We start from the raw sequence: 21,279 nt of genomic DNA, 5'->3' as shown, positions 1-21,279 counted from the left end.
GCCTGAATATCCGCATGGGCATCAGTACCGGCTACTGCAATGTCGGCAACTTTGGCACCCGTGAGCGTATGGATTACACGTTGGTTGGCCGCACGGTAAATCTTGCCAGCCGCTTAGAAGCTCTTGCAGGATCTAATGAGATTCTTATCTCAGAAGAAACCTATGCACTGATAGAAAACCAGATCATGTGCCGCCGCTCAAAACCCATTATGATAAAAGGTGTTCAGCAGCCCATGTCTGTTTATCAGGTAATTGATTTCAGAAAAGACCTGGGTGCCAACCCAAGCTGGATTGATGAAGAGCTGCAGGGGTTTTCGCTCTATATGGATTCGGCGAGACTGGACCCTATTGAACGCAATAAGGCAATTCGCGCACTGAATAAAGCTGCAAGGCAATTGAAGGAGCCAGCCTTCAGCAACGAAACATAAATACGCCAATGAAACAGGCAGCAGGTGTTGCCTGTTTCATACATTTCTACTGACGAGCCAGTCGCTGGTTTTTATCCTCGGAACCACAGTCACTGCGCCATGGATTAATATCCAGACCACCCCGCCTTACATAGCGTGCGTAAACAGTTAACTTCTGGGCTCCACAGAGTCGTTTAATGTCCATAAAGATGCGTTCAACACACTGCTCATGGAAATCCTGATGTTGGCGGAAAGAACAGATATACTTTAATAGCCCTTCCCGGTTCAACTTCGGCCCCGTGTAATCAATAACCAACGTACCCCAGTCAGGCTGACCGGTTACTGGACAGTTGGACTTGAGAAGATTGGTATGCAGAATTTCGCTGACAACCTGTTCTTTATCTGACTCCAGAAAACCCTGCTCCAAAGTGTAGGTATCAATGGTCACATCCAGCCCATCAATACACTCTCCAGCAACGGGTTCAATACCTTGCTGTTGGACTTCCCCAAGACTTTGCAGTCGTACCTCAACAGGTTTTCCAGCTGCAGCAGAAAGATCCTTGGCCATGGTATCCCTGACCACAGAGGAAGAAGAGAAGTGCGTCTGGTTAAAAGAGTTCAGATACAACTTGAAGGACTTAGACTCAATAATATTGGGAGAGTTGGCAGGCAGAACAAACACACCCGCCATCACCACAGGTTTGCCTTTGCTATCAAGCCAAGACAGTTCAGGGCCATTCCAGGTGTCTGTGCCAGTGAACGGCAGGCACTGACCATCCAGCTCAAGAGCTTCCCATTTTGGAGCTCTGGGAATGGCGAACAGGAGGTCAGCATCATATTCGCTGATGTACTCGCTGTGCTGGCCAAGGGGGGAATCGTTAACAGTATTACTCATAGGTCACACTCACGGATCAACTTCTCAGTCCTTTACCTTTATTCAGCAGATGCAGGGATACTGCAAACAGCACGGCCACAGTCACCATCATAATGGCAAACGCCATAACCAGATCGACTACACCACTGTAGCCCAGCATGCCGTAACGGAAAGCATTCACCTGATACAGTATGGGGTTAATCTGTGACAAGCCACGCCAGAACTCGGGCAGAACAGACACCGAATAAAACACACCACCCAGATAGGTCAGCGGTGTCAAAACAAAGGTTGGCACAATGGAAACATCATCAAAGCTGTTGGCAAACAAAGCATTAATAAAGCCACCCAGGGCAAACATCAGCGCAGTGAGCAACACTGCCAGCAAAGTGATGCCTATATTAAAAACCTGAAAATCCACAAAAAACAACGACAAGATGATAACAATAGTAGCGGTCATCAAACCTCGGGAAACGCCACCAGCCACATAACCGACCAAAATAATCCAGTTGGGCACTGGCGAAACCAGTAGCTCTTCAACACTCTTCTGGAATTTATTGCTATAAAAACTGGAAGATACATTTGAATAGCTGTTGGTGATCACTGACATCATAACCAGCCCGGGCACGACAAAGGTCATATAATCGAAGCCCCCCATGGTGCCAATGCGGGAGCCAATCACATGACCAAAAATGACGAAGTACAATCCCGTAGTAATAGCCGGGGGCAACAGCGTCTGAGGCCAAATACGCAAAAAGCGCCGCACCTCTTTAATAAAAATGGTGCAAAAAGCAATCCAGTTCTGATGTATTCCCATCTTATCTTTGAATTCTCAATAGGTCTTAAAATGGCTTTATCAAAGCCTTAATTCATTATTTATTGCGATTGTTCAACCGAGTGTTCAACCGAGAGTTCAACGCTTGGTCATATCAACAAACAGCTCTTCCAAACGGTTTGATTTGTTGCGCATACTGACCACTTCCACCTGATAATCACTTAGCTGTCGGAACAACCCGTTCAAACCCTGGGTTTTATTCACTCCCACTTCCAGAGTGTGATCATCCACACGGCGTACGTCGTACCCGGTAAACTTTGCCTGCGCAGGAACTTCCTGCTTCACATCCAGATAGAAGGTTTCTCGATCAATCTTCAACAGAAGCTCTTTCATGCTGGTGTTTTCAACAATATCCCCCTCATTGATAATGGCGATATTGCGGCACATCTGTTCGGCTTCTTCGAGATAGTGGGTAGTGAGAATAACGGTTGTACCAGCCTCGTTGATTTCCTGAACGAACTCCCACAAGCTGCGGCGTAATTCAATATCGACTCCGGCTGTTGGCTCATCAAGAATCAAAAGGCGTGGGTCGTGAATTAAAGCCCGGGCTATCATCAAACGGCGCTTCATACCGCCAGACAACATACGGGACTGGGTATCACGCTTATCCCAGAGCCCCAATTGTTTCAGATACTTTTCAGAACGTTTGCGGGCTTCTTTCCCGGCAATGCCGTAATAACCCGCCTGAGTAATGACAACATCCTGAACTTTTTCAAACTGGTTGAAATTAAACTCCTGAGGTACCACCCCAAGCTGGCATTTGGCCTTCACCAGTTCCCGATCGATGTCGTAACCAAAGATATCTACAAGGCCGGATGTTTTATTAACCAGTGAGGAAATAATACCGATAGTGGTCGACTTACCGGCACCGTTCGGCCCCAGCAAAGCGAAGAAATCCCCCGGACCGACAGTCAAGTCAATGCCCTTCAGGGCTTCATGACCATTGTCGTAAGTTTTTCGCAAATCGCGAATCGTAAGGGCGTCTGCCATGTCACTCCGATATGACTAAAAACTAATGTGAGCCGCGATCTTATAATATTTAGCTTTAAATGATGACCAACTTTTGCAAGTAATCCTGTTTGTCCCTATTGACCGAGTACAACAGCTTGTCTAACGTGTGCCGATTTCCGGGGAAATACCATGACCACCGAACCCACAGATTCCTTCTCTTTTCACCGGGCGATACTGGCAGAGTTTGTTGAAAAGCTACCTAAAGCTTTGGCAGAAGTCGTGCAGGAAGAGCAGCAGCAAGAACTGATGGAAAATTTACACCAGGCCTGCAATGAGCTGGATACCGATCAGGCTAACGGCTGGCACCTAGGCCAGAACTGGCTATTCAGTTTTATTGGCAACCATCCTCAGCTGACTCCGGTCGTCCCTCGTGATCTGTTGTGGTTTTTCGGTGGAGATTGTTTGCACTTCCTCACAGACGAGGAAATTAGTCGTTTTCAGCAAATTGAAGATCGCGTTGCTGAGGAAGGATCAAACTGGGCGGATGTGCGCAGGCAGGTCATGAACCACTGATTCAGTCTTTCTTATAATATTTGTTGGGTTAATCACTGATCTGGGTAACCCAACATTTCATTCTTCCTAGGAAATTTCTGGCACCACTTCATCGGTTTTAGAATCCCAGCGAACTGTAATGCTGGAAATATCCTCACGTTCCCCCAAACGGGTAATACAAGCCGTTGCCAGCTGCGGCATCAATTTTCGATTGATAGCATGCTCAATAGCTCGGGCACCGATATTGGGGTCATCACATAGACTCACCAACCGCTCCAGCACCTCATCTTCCCAGGAAAAACTGGCACCATAATGATCTTCAACCCGACGTGATAGTTTTTTCATGGCCATCCCACCAATAGTTTTCAATTGTTCTTTGGTGAGCGGATAAAATGGAATGGTTTCAATCCGTCCGAGAAAGGCTGGCTTAAAATACTGTTCTAGAGTGGGACGAATAGTTTTCAGTAAATCCTGTGTTTCAGGCCAGCTTTCGTCGTCTTCACCGTCAAGAGGACAGGCTTCAGCAATATCCCTGGCAGCAGCATTAGAGGTGAGAATAATCAGGGTGTTGCGAAAATCGACCTCCCGCCCTTCGCTGTCACTGACTCGCCCCTTATCAAAAATACGGTAGAAAATATCGTGTACACCCGGGTGAGCCTTTTCAAATTCATCCAGCATCAGAATACAGTAAGGATTGCGACGCACAGCCTCAGTCAACACACCGCCTTCGCCATAACCCACATAACCAGCGGGGGCTCCAAGCAACATGGAAACCTTATGCTCTTCCTTGAATTCCGACATATTGATGGTGACCATATCCTGCTCACCGGTAAACAGGATATCGGCCAGTGCCAAACCGGTTTCTGTTTTCCCGGTTCCGCTGGGGCCACAGAAAAACAGCACGCCAATTGGTTTAGAAGGATCGATCAAACCAGCCCTTGCTACTCGCAAGCTTTCTGCCACTGCAGAAAGCGCATGTTTCTGGCCAATAACCCGGTTTGATAAACGCTCCTCCAATGTCCGCAGACGATTCATTTCATCGGAAACAATATTGCCCAGTGGGATGCCCGTCCATGAAGACAACACATCGGCAATAACAGGCTCTTCCACCACTGCTGGCATTAGCCCTTGTTCCCCCTGACAAACCATCAGCTTTTCCCTGCATTCCCGGTACTGGTTACGCAGTGCCTGGTCAACCTTTTCCACACCTTCTGAATATTGCTGATCAATGGATTGTTGCAGCTCAGTCATTTCGGAAACCAGCGCTTCCTCTGTCTCCCACTGGCTTTGCAGTTCCTCCAGCTGGGCACTGATTTCATCCAGCCTTAGCTTCAACTCGGGCAGCTTCTCATCTGCACCATCGACCACCAATGCCTCTCTTTCTCTTGATGCATATTCTTGTTTCAGACGACGCTGTTCTTGCTCCAGTAATTCAATATGCTCCGGCCGGGCATGTCGCCCTAAAGCCACTCTGGAGCAAGCAGTATCCAGAACACTGATAGCTTTGTCAGGCAATCGTCGTGCTGGAAGATAACGGACGGTGAGATTCACCGCAGCCTGCATGGCTTCTTCCATAACCCGCACACCATGGTGTTTCTCCAAAGATGCCGAAAGCCCACGTAATATCTGCACACAGTCGCTAGCTGCTGGCTCGCCGACTCTAACAACCTGGAAACGTCGAGCCAGGGCTTGATCCTTTTCCATATACTGGTGATATTCCGTCCAGGTGGTCGCGGCGACTGTTTTGAATTCTCCCCGTGCGAGTGCAGGCTTCAGCAAATTAGCCGCATCATGCTGACCACTGGCTCCTCCTGCACCAATCAGGGTATGAGCTTCATCAATGAAAACAATCACGGGTTCAGCAGACTGCTGGACTTCACGAATCACATCTTTCAAACGGTTCTCAAATTCACCCTTAATACTGGCTCCCGCCTGCAACAGCGCCAGATCCAAAGTGTGCAGATGAACACCTTTTAGTCGATCAGGCACTTCCTCTGCCACAATCGCCTGCGCCAGCCCCTCCACGATGGCTGTTTTACCCGTTCCGGGGTCACCCAGAAGCAAAGGGTTGTTTTGCCGTCTGCGGCAGAGAATATCTATAGCTTTGCGAATTTCACTGTGTCGCCCAATCACTGGGTCAAGATCCCCTGCTTTGGCTTGTGCGATCAGATCGATGGTAAAACGTTCCAAAGCCCCGCCATCTTCTATTCCTCCCGATTTTCCGGGAGCGTCTTCACCTTGTTCTTTCGCATCACTGGTGCGACTGATGCCTGCAGCAGCTTTCTTCAAGCTCTCAATAGAGATTTTCTCAAATTCTTCTGTAAGTTTTTCTCCCTCTAACTTTTTGTTTTCCCTATCCAGTTCTGCCAGCAATAAATCAACCGCAGATATGGATTGCCGGTTGTAGTTCACCGAAGCAATGAGCCAAGCGCTTTCTGCCAGCTCAACCAACGCTGATGACAAGCCGGGTTGGCGGTCATTCCCGATACGAAAACAATTGAGCCGAGTGATAAGATCATCATCGAAACGACTTCGATCCAGCTGCATACCATCAATAATCTGCGTCAGTTCCGGATTGCGCTCGGTCAGCAACGCCTTGAACCAGTGCTCTATCTCAATATCATGGTGCCCTCGTCCCATTGCATCTCCGGCTGCAACTTCCAGAGCCCGGCGCATACCTGTATCCAGCCTGGCAACGAGTTTGGTGAGATTAACCATGAACATAACAATTACTCCTGTTCAAAAAGCAAGTCCTGGTCAAGGCTTAGACTCGTAAACGAATTCTCACGACACCTTCAGGATATCGTTCTGGTGCCAGACACACACTCTGGCCAAGCTGACACTGTGGCTTCTGGCTGCTGATTACCGGACGTTTAAGGAATCGGCGGCGTGCCATCACAAAAACGGCAGAAGGTGTTCTATCCCCAAGGTACAGATCGGTCACCTTTTTGATCGCACGGGGTAGATCATCAGAATCCAGTGTAGAACGCAGTTGCCTTTTATCCCGCGGCATTAGCAACACATCGACACGCCAGCTATCCAGGAAACCACTTAAACCTAATGGCGCCCCGCGCCCCAAGCTGCAATTTTTACCAGAGAGCCCAATGACCGCCAAAGCATCCGGGTCGATACGGTGACGACGGACAGAGGCCGCACGGACAATAATGCGGAGATTAAAGTAATCGCAAAGAATCAATCGCAACCCTTCGAGGTTACGACGGCCAAAACTGAACATACCGGCAAAGCGAAACAGGTCACGCTCTTTATTCGAGGATTTCTGGCCTCCTGGCAGCAAATGCAAGAGCAAATCGTCAAGTGGAGGCATCCCTCTCAATTGCCCACATTGCATTTCAGTCTGCGCACAGAGGTCGTACTTCACCCGGCTACGGGCAACGCGTTCCAGCCAGGGAGCTTCAAACAAAGCCAGAAACTCCCCCATGGAGCGGTCGCCGCCTTCCACTTCAGTCGCTAAAGATGCATCACGCAGATAATGAGGCAATACTCCCCTGGAACCAGTTAAAGCCTCCGCGGCACATTCCACAGCCCACCCTGAGCGAACAGATTCCACACTCAAAACTTCTTGTTGTGAATACCGTGGTACAGCCCGAACAACAGCTTTTACAGATTGCTTCTGGCCACTCTTGCGAGCCAGCTGGCGAAAAATCCGGTATATCTGCTCCAGCTCAAAGCAGGAAGCATCTTCCTGCAGTCGCCGGATTACAGTCCGGCCTGACGAGCTTGATGACGACGACACTGGGTATGGACTCCATGCTGCCCCTGGAGGGAAAACTCCAGCTGTAGAAAACTGTCAAAACCGGCATAGTTAGCCGCCAAACGATCCAGCGTGTGGATCAACAGATACAGAGAAGATTCACGCAAAGGGTCAGGGTCTATACAGATCTTGATTTTCATGCCGCGGGCCAGGCAATGGTAACCGCCGATATGAACTGGGGCGGTGACAGGTTCCGCCGTTATTTTTTGCAAAGCTTCAATCCAGGCATCCCCTTCAGCATTCTGACCACGCATATACATACGCAGCAACAGCCTCAGGCTTTGCTCCGGATGCCGATCGACAAAAATGTCTTCATAGTTCAGCTGTAGATGTGCCAGCAAAGCCCAGGCCGCTTCGTAACCTGTCGGAGGGAGTTTTTGAGAGGTTGGGCTGTCCAGAAGATAAACTTTGCCACTCACCTCAATGTTATCGAGGCAGGTCAGCTGGGTACCACTTCCCAGTGAACGTGGAAAATTACCATTATTGCACCATGTTTCTATGGCAAATACACGACGATCATCTATTACAGGATTATAATCAATATCAGAAATTGTCAGATAACTGTGCTGCCGCCCGTAGGCGTCCCTTCCTCCAACTTCCAGCCAGTAAAGCCCGGTGTCACTGTCACCAAACTTTTTCCCGTAAAGTGGTGGAATAGACTGGGGAACATGCCGGGTTATTTCTGTAACCTGGTTAATTGCCCACACTTCCAGATTATCACCGGCCATGGCATCTGGAATTATCTTTTCCCGCATACGACCATAATCCATTACCAGTGGTTCAGCCTGGCAAGGGAAAAGATTAACAACTGGAACACAACCTGTTTTAAATCGATCACCCCGAATAACTCTGGACAATTCCGGGGAAGCTTCCCGCAGCAAAAAATAAATATTCAGCTCACGACATCCCAGTTGGGCAAGAAGTGGCCGCAAGCCCGATAGGGTAAAGCCCATAAAAGCTTCGGAGAATGCCAGAACCTCCATAAGCTGTTGGAAGCCAAAAAAGCTAACCGCAGGTTCCGGAAGCAGGGACAGGTTTTCACCAACAGGCTGCAGATGACTGGTATCAAGATACCGCCCCTCACCTGCACTGCCTCCACTGATAATAATGCCGTTCAGCGCACCAATAATCAGATCGAATAAACTGCGCCTGAGTGTTGGTTCACAGTCAAAGTGAAAGGTTAACCAGTCAAGATTCAGGTTGGCGATCTGCAAGTCTGAATCTGAGCCAGCCAATCGCAGGTGCAGCATGGCAGATGCGGGCGCTCGTGGAGAGAAATTGAACGGCGCTTGTTCCAGCTCGGCAAACTGAACTTCCAATGGCGTTAGCTGGATATCCCAAGCGGTGGTAAACGTCAGAGACTGTCCATCGCTTTTGGTTTCGAAGCGTGTACCTTCCGGTATCCTGGTCACCTGCTTCAGGGTTGGATCAGGTTTGATAACCGCCATTGCCATGCACGGTATAGTACGAAGGTAATGGGGGAAAAGTCGCTTTAAGAGCGCTTCGGCTAACTGCGGGTAGCTGTCATCAAGCCGCTTCTCCAGTTTGGCATTGAGAAAGGCAATACTTTCCAGCAGACGTTCCATATGGGGGTCAGCAATATGCTCACCCGCCATACCCAGTCGAGTTGCCGTACCCGGATGAGACTCGGAAAACTGTCGTGCCCTTATACGCAAATGCTCAAGCTCACGACTGTAATACTGCAGCAGGGAATCACTCACTACCTGTCTCCCTGATATCACAGTTACCATCGGTCAACCGAATATCCGTGGCAAAACCAATCGGATTATCTTGCCCAGCCAGACGAACAGTAATCAATAATTTCAGAGTATCCCCCGTCATCTCGTCATCACGAGCTGTACGAACTGATGCTGCTGCAACCCTCTTGTCAAAGATAAGAATACGCTGGGCCAGGTCATCACAGTAGCTGTCTATCTGCCGGGTGTTTCGCAGGCGATGAAGATCGCCAACACCAAAATTAAGAATGGAAGATTCCAGGGCTTTCATATTTTCGGAGGGGTACATATCGGTCTGCCGTGATCCCAACAACATAAGGATGGCGATAACCACTGAGTTTCGCTCTGGGTCACCGGATACCTGAAGGAACTCTCCGGTAAAAGCTTCAAGAAATGCTGTCACTTTTGGCCTCCAACAGTTTCGGAGGCCATATCAGTGTGAACAACAATCTCGGAATCCATCTGGTCGTACTGATACTGTGGCTGCAAATAAACAGTACAGCGATAACGGCCGACGCCTCGCGGGTCGAGCTCAAGCCGAACTCGCGCCTGCTTGAGGGGAAAACGAGCCATAATACTGTCTTCACCGTAATCCACATCACTCACATAACGTTGCAGCCAGCGACTCAGATAACGCTCACAATCGCCAGTACTGTCAAACGAACCTATGCGATCCCGCACGAGCACTTTCAGATAGTGGGCAAACCGACAACCTATCAATGTACTTTGTAAAAGCCCATGTATTTGTTCATCGGTGCTGTTGCCGCAAGCCATAACAGAATTATTATTGTGAAAAGCGAGTGTATTCGACAGGTAACGGGTACCTGCCACCAGAAACCCTAACTGGTGAAAAGTATTCTCAAGGTATTCACTCAACCGAATACTCGCGACGGCCTGCATAAACAGATTTTGAGATGATGCTCGAGATCCTGCAGCTACCCGACCGCCACCATCAACATCAGCATCACAGTTACGCAAAAAACCGAACCAGTGACAGCGGTCATACTCCCGCATAACAATACAGGCGAACGCCCATCCAGCCCCTACCTGTAATGTATGACTGGAAGATGCATGGCTGCGATAGCAAAACCCCATGCATTCACTCCGATCACAGTGGTACAACAGCATTGGCCAGGCAACACCAAGAAAAGCCGCTTCCCGGGTTTTCCTCAAGAGTTGCCAGCTATGGAAATCTTCACTGTTAATGACACGCTCCAATCGACCGGCAGAAACAAGCAGGCGATCATCGCAACTGCCAAAGAACTGATCTTGTATAGACACCACAACCGGACACAAAGCCACAGCACCAACGGAAGCCAGCATCTGTAAAGTGAACAGGTCATCTCCGGAAGAGAGAATTCCTCCCGGATCAGAAGAGGGAAAATAATCGGCAAGTAAGAGTCCAAATGGCAAACCGCCCGGAGTGTTGAGTTCTTTTCGGCCAAGGCGGTCATACAACCACGACCGCTCAATATCGACGGATCGGTTCAGGTTGTCGGCTAGTTCATCCCAAGTACAGTGCATGATTTTCAGCAACACCTGCCGGTGATCAATGCTCAAATCAACAAGCGACCAGAGCGCCAGCCAGCGGCCATGAAGTTCCTGCAGCTGTTTGTCCGCAAGAATAACATCCAGCTGCTGGCTGATTTGGTCATCCAGTTCCGCTAGCATTCCCAGAACAACGACGGTAAACCGGTCATAGTCGACCACTCCCGAACTCCTTCTTATCCTGGAATTTCAGCAACCATACGCAGAGATGTAGTCAACTCCTCCATTTGTAGCCATGGCCGTAAAAAAGCCACAGCAGAATAACAACCGGGGCGTCCAGGTTGCTCAATAACATCGATACGAGCTTCTCTCAGGGGGTGTGTCGCTCTTGCTTCATCTCCTATGGCATTCGCATTGACATACTGACCGATCCAGGATGTCAGGTATTTCTGCACATCTTCAGGGGTTTTGTTGGAACCAACCTGATCCCGTCCGATTACTTTGAGGTAATGAGCTATACGACTGCTAGCCATAATATAAGGAAGTCGTGCGGAGATAGCGGCATTGGCTGTGGCTGAAGGCTCGGTATAGGTTCTGGGTTTTTGAATTGTCTGTGCCCCCATAAACACACCGAAATTACTGTTTTTGTAATGAATCAGAGGGAGGAAACCAAGGTCACTCAATTCCTTTTCCCGTTCATCCGTAAGGTTGATTTCGGTGGGGCACTGCTGAACCTTGTCGCCAGCATCAGAGGTGTAAAGAAAATTGGGCAGGTTCTCTACCATACCGCCATTGTCCTTGCCCCGAATAGCGGTGCACCAGCCAAAACGGGTAAATGCCTGAGTCGCATTCAACCCCATTTCCCAGGCAGCATTGCTCCAGACAAAGTCATTCTGACCGCCGGGTTTAGGATCACCATGGGCATCCAGTTCAAACTCTTCAAAGTCAAAGCTTTTCACTGAGGTTGTACTCTTGCCATAAGGAAGCCGTGCCATCACTTTCGGCATAGTCATACAAATATAACGAGCATCATCGCTATTGCGCAGAGCATTCCAGCTGGCATAGGAAGGGGCATCAAATCCAGCAGCTACCGGACGCCCTTCATTAAACATCTGAAAACTGCCGTATTCAAAAATTTCTGAACCGGCCCCGGTAATAAACGGCGAGTGACTGGCAGCGCACACCTCTCCCATATACCGTAGCAGGGCAACATCTTCTTCCGCATGACTGAAATAGAAATCACCAATCATGATGCCATAGGGTTCACCACCAGCTGTTCCAAATTCATGTTGATAAACCTTATTAAAAAACAGGCTGCGATCTATAGATGGAGCATCTTCAAACTGATCCAACAACTCATCACGCTTGGTATCAAAGATCCTGACCTTTAAGTCCGGCCCGACCTCTGATTCCCGAATAAGCTTGCTCAACCCTCTCCAGCTTCCTTCCAGCTGCCGGAATTCATCAGCATGCATAATAGAAGACAACTGTTTTGAGATGGTTTTATCAATGGCAGCCACTGCCTGTTCAATGGTTTTGGTCAGGTTCTTATCCCAAACAACTGCACCGGCCATCGCCTGCTCTGTCAGAGCCGACAATAACTCCTTGGTGGTATCAGCCGGTGTATAACTGGTAGCTGAAATAGCCTGATCAAGAAAACCAAGGTCTTCTTTGGCCGCCTCTTCGCCTGCGGCTTCAGCAGCTTTTTCTTCAGCCATTACTCGTCACCTCCCTCAGATGCACCTTCGCCAATGCCGAGCTCTTTCGACAGGTTTCCTAAAGCCTCAGTGTCTTTCAGAACATCCTGCAGTAGTTTCTCCAGATCCTTGGAACGATCAGCCTTGCTCAACAAAACCTTGAGGTTATTGCGGGTTTCCAGAAGTTTTCGCAGTGGTTCTACCTGATTCACAATCTGTTCCGGCTCGAAGTCCTTCATGGTTCGGAACTTCAAATCAACCTGAATCTCACTATCACTTTCTTCTTTAGTCAGGGTGTTATCGACTTTGAGGGACAACTCAGGGCCAATACGTCCCATAACATTGTTGAAGTTATCTTTATCAATCTGGGTGAATTCTCGCTCATCCATAGACTGGCGTTTTTCTTCCGGTTTATTACCGGCAAAATCTCCAATAACCCCAACGACAAAAGGCAGTTCCCGAGTTTCCACGGCACCATTGGTTTCCACATCATAAGTAATGCTGACCCGGTTCTTGCGAACACGTTTATGCTGTGAACTGACAGGCATAACTGCCTCCTCGTGTAGACATCAGAGAATTAGGTTACCGGTTACTTCTTCCCGGAGATCACTTTGCCCGTTGGCAAGTCGTACGCCACTAGACCACCAGCCTCAAGCTTGCCGCCTTCAGCTTCATGCCAGTGCTTCACTTTGATGGTGTTATAAGCAATAGCCAAACTTTCAAAAGGTGCCGCACCGTCACTGCCACTGACGTTGTAAGACACCAGTCGTGCTTTTTCCATCTTGATCTGCAGATAGACCTGGGATCCCTGGCCAGACCTGTCTGGCTTGGTGGAGATTAAATCAATGATTTTGCCCTCATCACCAGGCATATAGAGACCAGATAGCAGTTGTTCAGATGCACCGCAAACCTCTTTGGTCACAGTCATCTCATTCATGGCCACCATTCCGGAATCCTGGTTCATACCGTTACCGATATCCATTCCCACAGAGCGCACCGCACCCCAGGAAAAGCTCTTAATCGCGAACCAGCCCTGTTTGGACATATCGTCGCCACCGGTATATTCCGCAGTCGCACCACCTTTCACATTATCAGTACCAATGCGCATATAGAGACTGGCCATGACTATAGGCCTCCTAAATCAGTTGCTGGTTAATATCTCCGGCTGTGCCGGCTAGTTCCGGAGGCTGATGATCAGACATCTCATCAGTCATGGAGTCGGTATTTTCAACAGAGGCCGTATTCTGAGTGCTGCTTGGCTTGGATATTTGCTCGGTATGAGGAGTATTTTCCATCATGTTATCCCAACCTCCAGGGGATGGGCTTGAGGGAGCAGCTTCAGGTACAACGTTTCTATCTGTTAAACCATTATTCACCGAGTCATCTGGCACAAAGTGAAAATTGAGTCTGCCTGATGCTGATGCCGAACCGGCACGCATCGCCAACAGCCCGGTAAGGTCATCAACTCTTTCCAATGCATGCTGATGACCCTTAAGAAGTTCTTGCATCAGTTCGGTCACAGACATCTGCCCCCAGGCGAGGGCTCTGTCTAATAAGCAGACAACAGGACTATGGGGTTCCGCCCAACGAAAATAGTCTGCCAGCTTCTGCAGCTGTTGATATGCATCTACCCGACCACTTACAACTTCGGTTTGATGCCCGACAACCTGTCCGTACCCTTCTGTCCACGATGGCTGGGTTTGACTCTGTTCCGGCATTGCATTTTCGACAGCCGCTGGCTCTACTCCAGTTGTGGCTATACCATTTTCTGCAGCCGTACTTTCCTGTGCTACGTCCACCTGGGGCTGAGTCTGTGGAGATTGAGCATTCCCTGATGGCAAGCCATCAGGCCAATCGGAAATCTGGTCTGAACAGATAAAATCCAACCAGCGAATCAGGGTTTTTATAAGACCACTGAAGGGCTGGATACCACCGGCTGGCCAAACACTGCCACAAAGGCTCAATAACCTTTTGTCTATTTCTTGTATCTGGCGCTCTAATCCATAAAACAGTATCACTCGTTCACGTAAAATTTCTTCTTCACCATTGAGGGTGGAAATCAGGGTTGCTTTTATGGTCTCAGACTGGCCTTTATGTTCTGCCGCAAGTAAGTCTGCCAGTGTCGTTGAACCTATCAGAGGAGCCATACGCACCGGCAAAACCAGAACGCCACTGTCATTGCCTTCCCCGAACAGCATCCGTAAAAGTGCAACTCTTTTGGTAATATCCGGAGCCGTATCCTGATCGGAAGTTTCGTTATTGACTGCACCTGGATGACAATCCTGCCAGTACAGTTCAATAATCTGATCCAATAAATCCATTGACACCTTCAGACTTACCCAAGGGGTTTGTCCAAACAACTGGCTTTCGCATAACCATGAAACCAGCTCCAAATCTTTAGTTTTGCTGGTCAATATTTCAATTAACTTACCAGACATCCCTTCCCAACTACGGCTGGTTACCTTGTGTAAGTCATCGCGAACTTCAGCATCAGGTTCCTGAAGCAGCTGGCGAAAGCTGGTTTTGGCGGCATTGTATTGGTTACGAAGTGGTCGGAAGGTACTGCGATCCACACGAATATCACACCCGGCAGGCCTTTCGTCTGAGCAGGGCTGCAAAAGACTTTCAAGGTCTGAGGGTTTCAGAAACATAAGCGACAGTCGGGCTCTCTATAAAAACAAACTATAAAAACAAACTATAAAAATACCGGTGAAGCAGAGAGAGCATAGATCAGGCTTTAGGCTTTACCAGAGAAACCGCAACAGGAGGAATTTGTCGTGTGATTTCTTGAATAACATCCAATTGTCTGTAGTTGTCGAAAAGAGTTTGGGCTCGACTGCGACCGGCTTCACGCTGAGCCTCGGTCATATGACTGGCAACCAGATCCCTTAAGGTCGCCGCCTCATGAAAACCCCATGCGGCGACAACGGAGAAATTGGACCAGGCAACGATAAGATCTCTGGGTACACCTTGCCCTACACCATAAATGAGACCCAGCGCATACAGGCTGTACAGATCACCGTCCCCGGCAGCACTGGAAAAAAACTGTCGAGCCTTTTTAAAATCAACCGGACCGCCCTCCGCTCCCTGCCAGAACAAAAACCCGACCAACCTGTTAGCATCAGTACGGCCTGCACCTGCAGCGTGATAGAGATTTATCAGGGCTTTATGGGCATTAGGGGAACGCCCAAGTCCCTCAAAATAACAGCGTCCGAGATTATAAGTCGCTTTGGCATCCCCCACTTTATCCCCATACTCAAACCAGCTGACTGCCGACGTATACTCCTTTTGGCTCCAGCGGCTGAGGCCTAACTGGTTATAGGCTTGATAAATACCTTTTCTGGTTGCCAGTTTGAGATAATGTTCACGCGTATTTACATCTAATCCCGTTTTGGACAAAGCTGTCAGATACGCAGCCTGAGGGTCGTTGAAGTCTATAGCCCGCTTCCAGTGAGCAACCGCCGAAGTTTCATTAGCTTTTTTACCAATGCCAAACCAGTCCATCAATCCAAGGTTTTGCCAGGCATTAATCCTGACTTCCCGCTTTTTATTTTGTGCCGTCAGCTCTTCATACCATTGTCTTGATTTGCTGACGTTTTGAACCAGAGAAAAACCATCGCGGTTAAGCCTGGCCAGAGCTACTGGTGCCTGGGGTATATTTTTTTCCGCGGCCAACAGTAACCATTTTTCAAGAACAGCCGGATCAACCTTGCGGGCAGGCCCATTAACAGAACTGTCCTGCAATAAACTTCTGGCCAATTGCCATGCGGCAAAGCCATTTCCTTTTGCGGCTGCCTTGCTCAACCAGAACTGTCCACTGTCGTTTGTCTCGGAGTGCAAGACATCAGCCTGCTGCAACATACCGACAGAAACCTGAGCCACAACATTGTCATCGTTAGCCTGTTTATTCAGCCATTGCAGCCAGTCTTCGAAGACTATTCTCAGCTGCTCAAGATTTCCAGAACTGATGTTCAGAGGGGTTAACTGTTTTACCAAAGGCGGTTCTTTCAACCACATTAACCAGTCATTCCATGCCTGCTGGTTACTCTCACTTTTGTTTACACGCACTCCCCCCAGGGAATGTTCAGCCAGCGGCGCTCCCGGATACAACAGTGGAACTGTATTTATCTGCTCTTCAAGCAGAGGTTTTGGTATAACCACGGTTTGATCGCCAACACAGCCGAACAACTGCACTCCTGCAACAAAAACCAGCAACAGTTTTTGCCACCATGCTGACATCGCTGCTCCTGAATCTGAAGAAACTGACATCAACACGAGCATGCTCATCTATCCTCTTGCCTGTTAGTAACTTGATCATTCCACAATGACCAAAACTGCAGGACAACTGACACCAAATATTCGCCCACTTACCGCCACGTCAGAAGATGGCCAGCAGTGGATACTGAATCGACTCATTGTCGACGAGCATGTCTGCCAAACTTTCGTAATGGAAGCAGACCTTCTCTACGATCAGCCGGAAGCTCCCGACCTGCTGGGTCAGTCGATGGCCATCAACTATAGACCGGGCCTGCAGGGCAGTCGTCAGCAAGCACGGAATTTTCATGGCGTCATCACAGATATTGCTCTGCTACACAGCCGGGAAGCAGATAATCTGCAAACCTGTCGACTAACTTTAAGACCATGGTTGCAACTCCTGGATTTAAGGGATAATTGTCGTATTTTTCAAAACCAGAACAGCAAGAAAATCATCACCAGCCTTCTAAGTGAACACGGTCTGGGTGGCGACTGTACTTTTAAAAACAGTGGTTCCCCGAAAGAGCGAAACTACTGCGCTCAGTACAACGAGACAGATTTTGTTTTCATAGACCGCCTGCTCCGGGAAGAGGGCATGCACTGGTTTTTCCACCATGAAAGCAATAAGCATCAGCTGATTGTTGGTGACAGTAACCAGTCTTTTCAGAAGTGTTGCGATGATCTTGAGTATTACCGGGACGCCACAGATCTGGAAAATGCTCTCACCCACTGGCAGCCTCATCTCCAGTTACAGATGAATACACAGACCTCTGGCAGCTACACTGACGAACAGGCCGAGGTCATCAGTAGTAGTCCTGCCAACAGTCGCCACCACTGGAACAGCAACCTCAAACTGGCAGCCTACCGCTACTCTGGCCATGGCAGAGACAGGGATCAAACTGCAGAGTTGGCTCGCTTTCAAATGGAATCCAAAGATTGTCGCTATCTGCAGATTCAGGGCCGTTCAGCGGAACCATCTTTACAGGCAGGTGGGCGTTTCAAGCTCGCCCGCCATCCGGATAAAAGCCAGATTCGAGATTACCTATTGCTGTCAGTCAAACACTGTATCGAAAGCACTGAAAAACGACAGGGGGTCGAATACAGCAACCAGTTTACCTGCCAGCCTGTAGACTGGCCGTTTCGCCCTTATCCAGCTCATCCCGTGCATATTCCTGGTCTGCAAAGCGCAACTGTTACCGGGCCTGACAACAGTGAGGCTCATACCGATGATCAAGGGCGGATCATGGTTCGCTTTCATTGGGATCGGGAAGACAACCCAGATGATCACTCCAGTTGCTGGCTCAGAGTGCTTCAACCAATGGCCGGGGATAGTTTTGGCTGCCATACCCTACCCCGTGTAGGCCAGGAAGTTCTTGTGGGTTTTTTAAATGGAGAAGCCGACCAACCAGTTGTAGTTGGTTGCCTGTATAACGGGCGCCTGAACACTCCCAACCCTTCTGCAGAAGTCAGTGGTTTTCTGAGCCGTAGCACCCCTGATGCAGGCAGTGACCATGCCAATGAGTTACGCATCGATGATACAAAAGACAGCGAACTGTTTTATCTGCAGGCACAAAAGGATATGACCACTCTGGTACGCAATGATCGAACCATCACCGTTGAAGGGAAAGACACGCTCGAAATCACCAAAGAAACCAGCTGGCAATGCAAAGATCAGTTTCAACACACTATTGATAAAACAGCAGAAGTAAAATCAACCGATGCTATGACTCTCGAAACCAGCGCATCAATGAGCTGCAAAGCCAGTCAGTCACTTGAATGTACAGCAGGAACCGATGGCAAGTTTGATGCAGGTACCAGCCTGACTCTGTCTGCTCCTTCAATCAGTATCAACGGCCAGACTAGTATCGAACTCAGCGTGGGAGGCAGCAAAATCAGCATTGGGCCGGCCAGTGTTGAAATCAGCGCCCCGCAGGTAACAATAAAAGGCCAGGCCACCGCGGAAATTAATTCAGTTATGACAACAATTAAAGGAACAGCCAAGGTGGAGGTTTCAGGCACCCTTGCAAGCCTGAGCGGCAATGCTATGGCCGAAGTGAAAGCACCTGCCATGGTTCAGATTCAGGGAGGGTTGGCCAAGATTAATTAGGCCTGATACATATGCTGATAAAAATACCCTATCCGAAAGCCATGCAAATTACAGAGCGCTATAAACCCTCAGAGGAATTGCAAGATCACCTCTCAGCAGAACTATCACCCGAACAATTAATACAAATACTGGAAAGAGAAAAACTCTATCAGGATCTTGTTGTTTTTCTGGCTCACGGCCTGCCACCAAGGGAGTGCGTTGCCTGGGGCTTAACCTGCTGTAATAGTGTGGAAACGCCATACAATCAGGCCGAAAAAGAAGCATTGATTGCTGCAAAAGTCTGGTATCAACAACCCGACGAACCAAACCGCCGCTTTGCAGAACAGGCCGCCCAGAAAGCTGAGCTGCAAACAGCTCCGGGGTGGGTTGCCCAAGCGGTATTCTGGAGCAGCGGTAGCATTACGGCACCAGAAACACCTGTTGTTGCTCCACCACCCTGGCTTTATTGTCACGCGATTGCGGGTGCAGTTAATCTGGCTGCAGTTTTACCCGATGGCAGTAAGACTGAAAAACGTTACCCGTTGTTTATTAAATACGGAGTGAGTTTAGCCGCAGGTCAAACTCACTCCGTAGCTGATCAGGTTCCATAACGGCGATCCTGAGTAGCGAACTTGGCAAACATCCAGTCGTAATTAACATCGGTATTCACTGTTTTGGCTAGTAGATTGATATCCACGGGCTTTCGCATATTTGCATCACTGGCTCCTTTATACCAAGTGTCTGAAGCGACCTGCAGTTTAGAGAAAGCATCGGTCAAAGCATTCTCATCAACACCGGTTTTGCGTCCTGAACCAGCAGCGTAAGTATAAAAGGAAGACTGGCTATGACCGGTAAAGCCTGCCACAGAGTGTTCGTCAGGCATGGCTCCATAACTGGCTCCGGGTTTACGGGGCTGTTGCTTATAAAGATGATCAGCACCCTGATCAAGCGCCGCAATACAGGAAGCAATAATGACATTGCACTCTCTGGACAATGCCCGTACTTCCGAAACATCAGCGATGCTGTCAACCGCTTCCACAACACGATTCATATGTTTGGCGAAAGAACTGTTTTTCGTGTGAACAGAACTGTTGAGTTTTTTCTTGATCATCCACAGTGATGGCACTATTGCCATATCGTAGGCCGCAAGCCCCAGGGCTAACGGTGAGATACCAAAATCCGTGGTAATCTTGCCGCCGATTCCCAGAGTTGTCTGAGATTCGGCTTTAAGACTGAAACGATCGATACCTGCGGCAAACTCAGCACTGGCGCCAGCACCCACACCGGCAGTAAAGGCCTGTCGCCCTTTGACAGAAAATATTGTGAGTGCACGTTTGGGATGCTTGATAGCCACCCGTTCCTCCACAGCAGCCTCAAACCCGGCAAACACTTCGGCACTAGCACCACAACGTACGCCACCACTCTCCACAAAGAAGCCACCTTCGGCTCCCGCTTTAGCCCCGGCAAACATTTCTCCGGAGATTCCCAGTTCCAGCGCCTGGGCAACTGTTAGTTCCGCATTACCTGTTACCGTAAAGCCAATCCAGATATTGGCCTCGCCTCCCGCGCAAACACCGATATTGCCCGACTCTGCCCAGGTACCAGATGGATTTTCCGTATCCATAGGTTCATAAGTATGACCCGCACCTGCCTGCCCTCCCAGCCCTGCTCGAGCAGAAACCCCTGCCGAACCTCCAGCTCCCAGTTTGGAATGGGCTTCTGCTTTGGCATGAAACATCTTGAATTTATTGCCAAACATACGACGGAATTCATCATTGGTGACTGCAAAGGCATACTCCGTTTCAACCTCAACATCACCACGCATACCAGCTTCAGCTTCTATTCCGGCTGCCGCTGCGGTATTCAGCTGTTCGCGGTTATAAGTTGCTACTGCCTCACCACCGCCTTCCACATAAAGCGCACCACCAGCTTTGACCTGATGGCGCCAAGGGCTTCCCCCGTGGGTATCCCTGCTATCATATTCAAAATTACGGCCAATCATTGCCTTGGCTTCACCACGTACAACGGCTTTACCAACAGCCAGCGTACTTTCTTCAACTTCCATTTGGGTATCAGTTTCACGCCCCCTGTCCCTGCGATTAGCCCAGCGATACCAAGTTTCCCAACCATCATAAATACTTCCCTGATAGCGCCCCAGCACGGCCCTGGAAGAAGCGGCGAGAATCTGAAGTTTTATGCGAGAATGAGCCAGCTCGCTGAGGGTTTTCACCTTGTATTCATGGTGAGTCATAAACTCATGCAGAAGACGCTGCTTATCTTTGATAATGCCGGTAGCGATACTGTTCCTGATCAACATCAGCTTTCGCTGTTGCTCGACAGGGGTTGGATAATAAATCTCTACCTCGTTGGGGAAATGTTTAGCAATCAGCTTTACCATGATTTTCCATAACGGATCTGTCATGATTTGCTGGCTGCTGGTTATCTTCAGTTTTCGCTCAAGAGATGTATACACCTGATCCAGAGCCTGTTGCACATGCTCGGTTCTGGTATCTCGGGTGTATCGCCAACTAGCCATTCTCGCCAACCAGTTGTCAACCAACCCTATCAACTTGCCTAACGACATACTCGCAGGATTTTCGTTGTTAATCAGTTCAGAGAAGCGCATAAAA

At 49.0% G+C, this 21,279-nt stretch carries 18 protein-coding genes; 4 read left to right on the top strand and 14 right to left on the bottom strand.

The features are described 5' to 3' along the window. The coding region (locus QMA35_RS12650) for an adenylate/guanylate cyclase domain-containing protein (RefSeq protein ID WP_281647515.1) at nucleotides 1-428 on the top strand (428 nt) is incomplete at its 5' end. Between the two features lie 46 nt (nucleotides 429-474). Here the strand turns inward: QMA35_RS12650 and queF are convergent. The 3 genes from queF to QMA35_RS12635 all read right to left on the bottom strand — a co-directional run bounded on the left by queF (nucleotide 475) and on the right by QMA35_RS12635 (nucleotide 3,103). Continuing rightward, a complete protein-coding gene (queF, locus tag QMA35_RS12645; protein WP_281647514.1) occupies nucleotides 475-1,302 on the bottom strand; it encodes an NADPH-dependent 7-cyano-7-deazaguanine reductase QueF in 828 nt (275 codons plus the stop codon). A 16-nt stretch (nucleotides 1,303-1,318) separates the two neighbouring features. Continuing rightward, entirely contained in the window at nucleotides 1,319-2,095 is a 777-nt protein-coding gene (locus QMA35_RS12640; RefSeq protein ID WP_281647513.1) for an ABC transporter permease, read from the bottom strand. Between the two features lie 96 nt (nucleotides 2,096-2,191). Then, nucleotides 2,192-3,103 (bottom strand): ABC transporter ATP-binding protein, encoded by a 912-nt coding sequence (locus tag QMA35_RS12635; protein WP_281647512.1) that lies wholly within the window; start codon nucleotides 3,101-3,103, stop codon nucleotides 2,192-2,194. 150 nt (nucleotides 3,104-3,253) lie between these two features. Between QMA35_RS12635 and QMA35_RS12630 the strand changes: the two genes are divergently transcribed. Continuing rightward, nucleotides 3,254-3,637, top strand: a complete 384-nt coding sequence (locus tag QMA35_RS12630; RefSeq protein ID WP_281647511.1) for a PA2817 family protein — start codon at nucleotides 3,254-3,256, stop codon at nucleotides 3,635-3,637. 66 nt (nucleotides 3,638-3,703) lie between these two features. Here the strand turns inward: QMA35_RS12630 and tssH are convergent, their stop codons facing one another. The 10 genes from tssH to QMA35_RS12580 all read right to left on the bottom strand — a co-directional run bounded on the left by tssH (nucleotide 3,704) and on the right by QMA35_RS12580 (nucleotide 16,548). Then, on the bottom strand, nucleotides 3,704-6,340 hold the full coding sequence (gene tssH, locus QMA35_RS12625; RefSeq protein WP_281647510.1) for a type VI secretion system ATPase TssH: 2,637 nt from the start codon (nucleotides 6,338-6,340) through the stop codon (nucleotides 3,704-3,706). A 40-nt stretch (nucleotides 6,341-6,380) separates the two neighbouring features. Beyond that, nucleotides 6,381-7,370, bottom strand: coding sequence for a type VI secretion system baseplate subunit TssG (locus QMA35_RS12620; RefSeq protein WP_281647509.1), 990 nt, complete (start codon nucleotides 7,368-7,370; stop codon nucleotides 6,381-6,383). After that, nucleotides 7,334-9,109 carry a type VI secretion system baseplate subunit TssF gene (gene tssF, locus QMA35_RS12615; protein ID WP_281647508.1) on the bottom strand — a complete coding sequence of 592 codons (1,776 nt, stop codon included), beginning with the start codon at nucleotides 9,107-9,109 and terminating at the stop codon, nucleotides 7,334-7,336. Before tssF ends, QMA35_RS12620 begins: the two co-directional genes overlap by 37 nt. Further along, on the bottom strand, nucleotides 9,102-9,527 hold the full coding sequence (locus QMA35_RS12610; protein ID WP_281647507.1) for a hypothetical protein: 426 nt from the start codon (nucleotides 9,525-9,527) through the stop codon (nucleotides 9,102-9,104). Before QMA35_RS12610 ends, tssF begins: the two co-directional genes overlap by 8 nt. Continuing rightward, nucleotides 9,524-10,834, bottom strand: coding sequence for a type VI secretion system contractile sheath large subunit (locus tag QMA35_RS12605; protein WP_281647506.1), 1,311 nt, complete (start codon nucleotides 10,832-10,834; stop codon nucleotides 9,524-9,526). The genes QMA35_RS12610 and QMA35_RS12605 overlap by 4 nt, the downstream gene beginning before the upstream one ends. Before the next feature lie 14 nt (nucleotides 10,835-10,848). Then, a complete protein-coding gene (gene tssC, locus QMA35_RS12600) occupies nucleotides 10,849-12,330 on the bottom strand; it encodes a type VI secretion system contractile sheath large subunit (protein WP_281647505.1) in 1,482 nt (493 codons plus the stop codon). Beyond that, nucleotides 12,330-12,857: a type VI secretion system contractile sheath small subunit gene (gene tssB, locus QMA35_RS12595; RefSeq protein WP_281647504.1), complete on the bottom strand. Its 528-nt coding sequence runs from the start codon at nucleotides 12,855-12,857 to the stop codon at nucleotides 12,330-12,332. Before tssB ends, tssC begins: the two co-directional genes overlap by 1 nt. A 41-nt stretch (nucleotides 12,858-12,898) precedes the next feature. Next, a complete protein-coding gene (locus QMA35_RS12590; RefSeq protein ID WP_281647503.1) occupies nucleotides 12,899-13,432 on the bottom strand; it encodes a type VI secretion system tube protein Hcp in 534 nt (177 codons plus the stop codon). A 13-nt stretch (nucleotides 13,433-13,445) separates the two neighbouring features. Further along, complete coding sequence (locus QMA35_RS12585; protein ID WP_281647502.1) at nucleotides 13,446-14,960, bottom strand: type VI secretion system ImpA family N-terminal domain-containing protein; 1,515 nt, start codon at nucleotides 14,958-14,960, stop codon at nucleotides 13,446-13,448. A gap of 79 nt (nucleotides 14,961-15,039) precedes the next feature. Next, nucleotides 15,040-16,548, bottom strand: a complete 1,509-nt coding sequence (locus QMA35_RS12580; RefSeq protein ID WP_281647501.1) for a tetratricopeptide repeat protein — start codon at nucleotides 16,546-16,548, stop codon at nucleotides 15,040-15,042. 85 nt (nucleotides 16,549-16,633) lie between these two features. Between QMA35_RS12580 and tssI the strand changes: the two genes are divergently transcribed. Then, nucleotides 16,634-18,670: a type VI secretion system tip protein TssI/VgrG gene (tssI, locus tag QMA35_RS12575; RefSeq protein WP_281647500.1), complete on the top strand. Its 2,037-nt coding sequence runs from the start codon at nucleotides 16,634-16,636 to the stop codon at nucleotides 18,668-18,670. Between the two features lie 11 nt (nucleotides 18,671-18,681). Continuing rightward, entirely contained in the window at nucleotides 18,682-19,260 is a 579-nt protein-coding gene (locus tag QMA35_RS12570) for a hypothetical protein (RefSeq protein ID WP_281647499.1), read from the top strand. On the opposite strand, the gene QMA35_RS12565 is transcribed toward QMA35_RS12570, so the two are convergent. Then, nucleotides 19,248-21,275: a hypothetical protein gene (locus QMA35_RS12565; RefSeq protein ID WP_281647498.1), complete on the bottom strand. Its 2,028-nt coding sequence runs from the start codon at nucleotides 21,273-21,275 to the stop codon at nucleotides 19,248-19,250. The genes QMA35_RS12570 and QMA35_RS12565 overlap by 13 nt on opposite strands. Nucleotides 21,276-21,279: the final 4 nt, after the last annotated feature.

The organism is Parendozoicomonas sp. Alg238-R29 (genome assembly GCF_947331445.1).
Classification (GTDB): Bacteria; Pseudomonadota; Gammaproteobacteria; order Pseudomonadales; family Endozoicomonadaceae; genus Sansalvadorimonas.
Note: the sequence above shows the minus strand (reverse complement) of the source record. Positions and strands in the feature narration are given on the sequence as shown.

Excerpts from the sequence above, each read along its gene's own strand:
- queF (WP_281647514.1), bottom strand. The coding sequence starts at position 1,302 with ATGAGTAATACTGTTAACGATTCCCCCCTTGGCCAGCACAGCGAGTAC.
- QMA35_RS12640 (WP_281647513.1), bottom strand. The coding sequence starts at position 2,095 with ATGGGAATACATCAGAACTGGATTGCTTTTTGCACCATTTTTATTAAA.
- QMA35_RS12635 (WP_281647512.1), bottom strand. The coding sequence starts at position 3,103 with ATGGCAGACGCCCTTACGATTCGCGATTTGCGAAAAACTTACGACAAT.
- QMA35_RS12630 (WP_281647511.1), top strand. The coding sequence starts at position 3,254 with ATGACCACCGAACCCACAGATTCCTTCTCTTTTCACCGGGCGATACTG.
- tssH (WP_281647510.1), bottom strand. The coding sequence starts at position 6,340 with ATGTTCATGGTTAATCTCACCAAACTCGTTGCCAGGCTGGATACAGGT.
- tssC (WP_281647505.1), bottom strand. The coding sequence starts at position 12,330 with ATGGCTGAAGAAAAAGCTGCTGAAGCCGCAGGCGAAGAGGCGGCCAAA.
- tssB (WP_281647504.1), bottom strand. The coding sequence starts at position 12,857 with ATGCCTGTCAGTTCACAGCATAAACGTGTTCGCAAGAACCGGGTCAGC.
- QMA35_RS12590 (WP_281647503.1), bottom strand. The coding sequence starts at position 13,432 with ATGGCCAGTCTCTATATGCGCATTGGTACTGATAATGTGAAAGGTGGT.
- QMA35_RS12585 (WP_281647502.1), bottom strand. The coding sequence starts at position 14,960 with ATGTTTCTGAAACCCTCAGACCTTGAAAGTCTTTTGCAGCCCTGCTCA.
- QMA35_RS12580 (WP_281647501.1), bottom strand. The coding sequence starts at position 16,548 with ATGTCAGCATGGTGGCAAAAACTGTTGCTGGTTTTTGTTGCAGGAGTG.
- tssI (WP_281647500.1), top strand. The coding sequence starts at position 16,634 with ATGACCAAAACTGCAGGACAACTGACACCAAATATTCGCCCACTTACC.
- QMA35_RS12570 (WP_281647499.1), top strand. The coding sequence starts at position 18,682 with ATGCTGATAAAAATACCCTATCCGAAAGCCATGCAAATTACAGAGCGC.
- QMA35_RS12565 (WP_281647498.1), bottom strand. The coding sequence starts at position 21,275 with ATGCGCTTCTCTGAACTGATTAACAACGAAAATCCTGCGAGTATGTCG.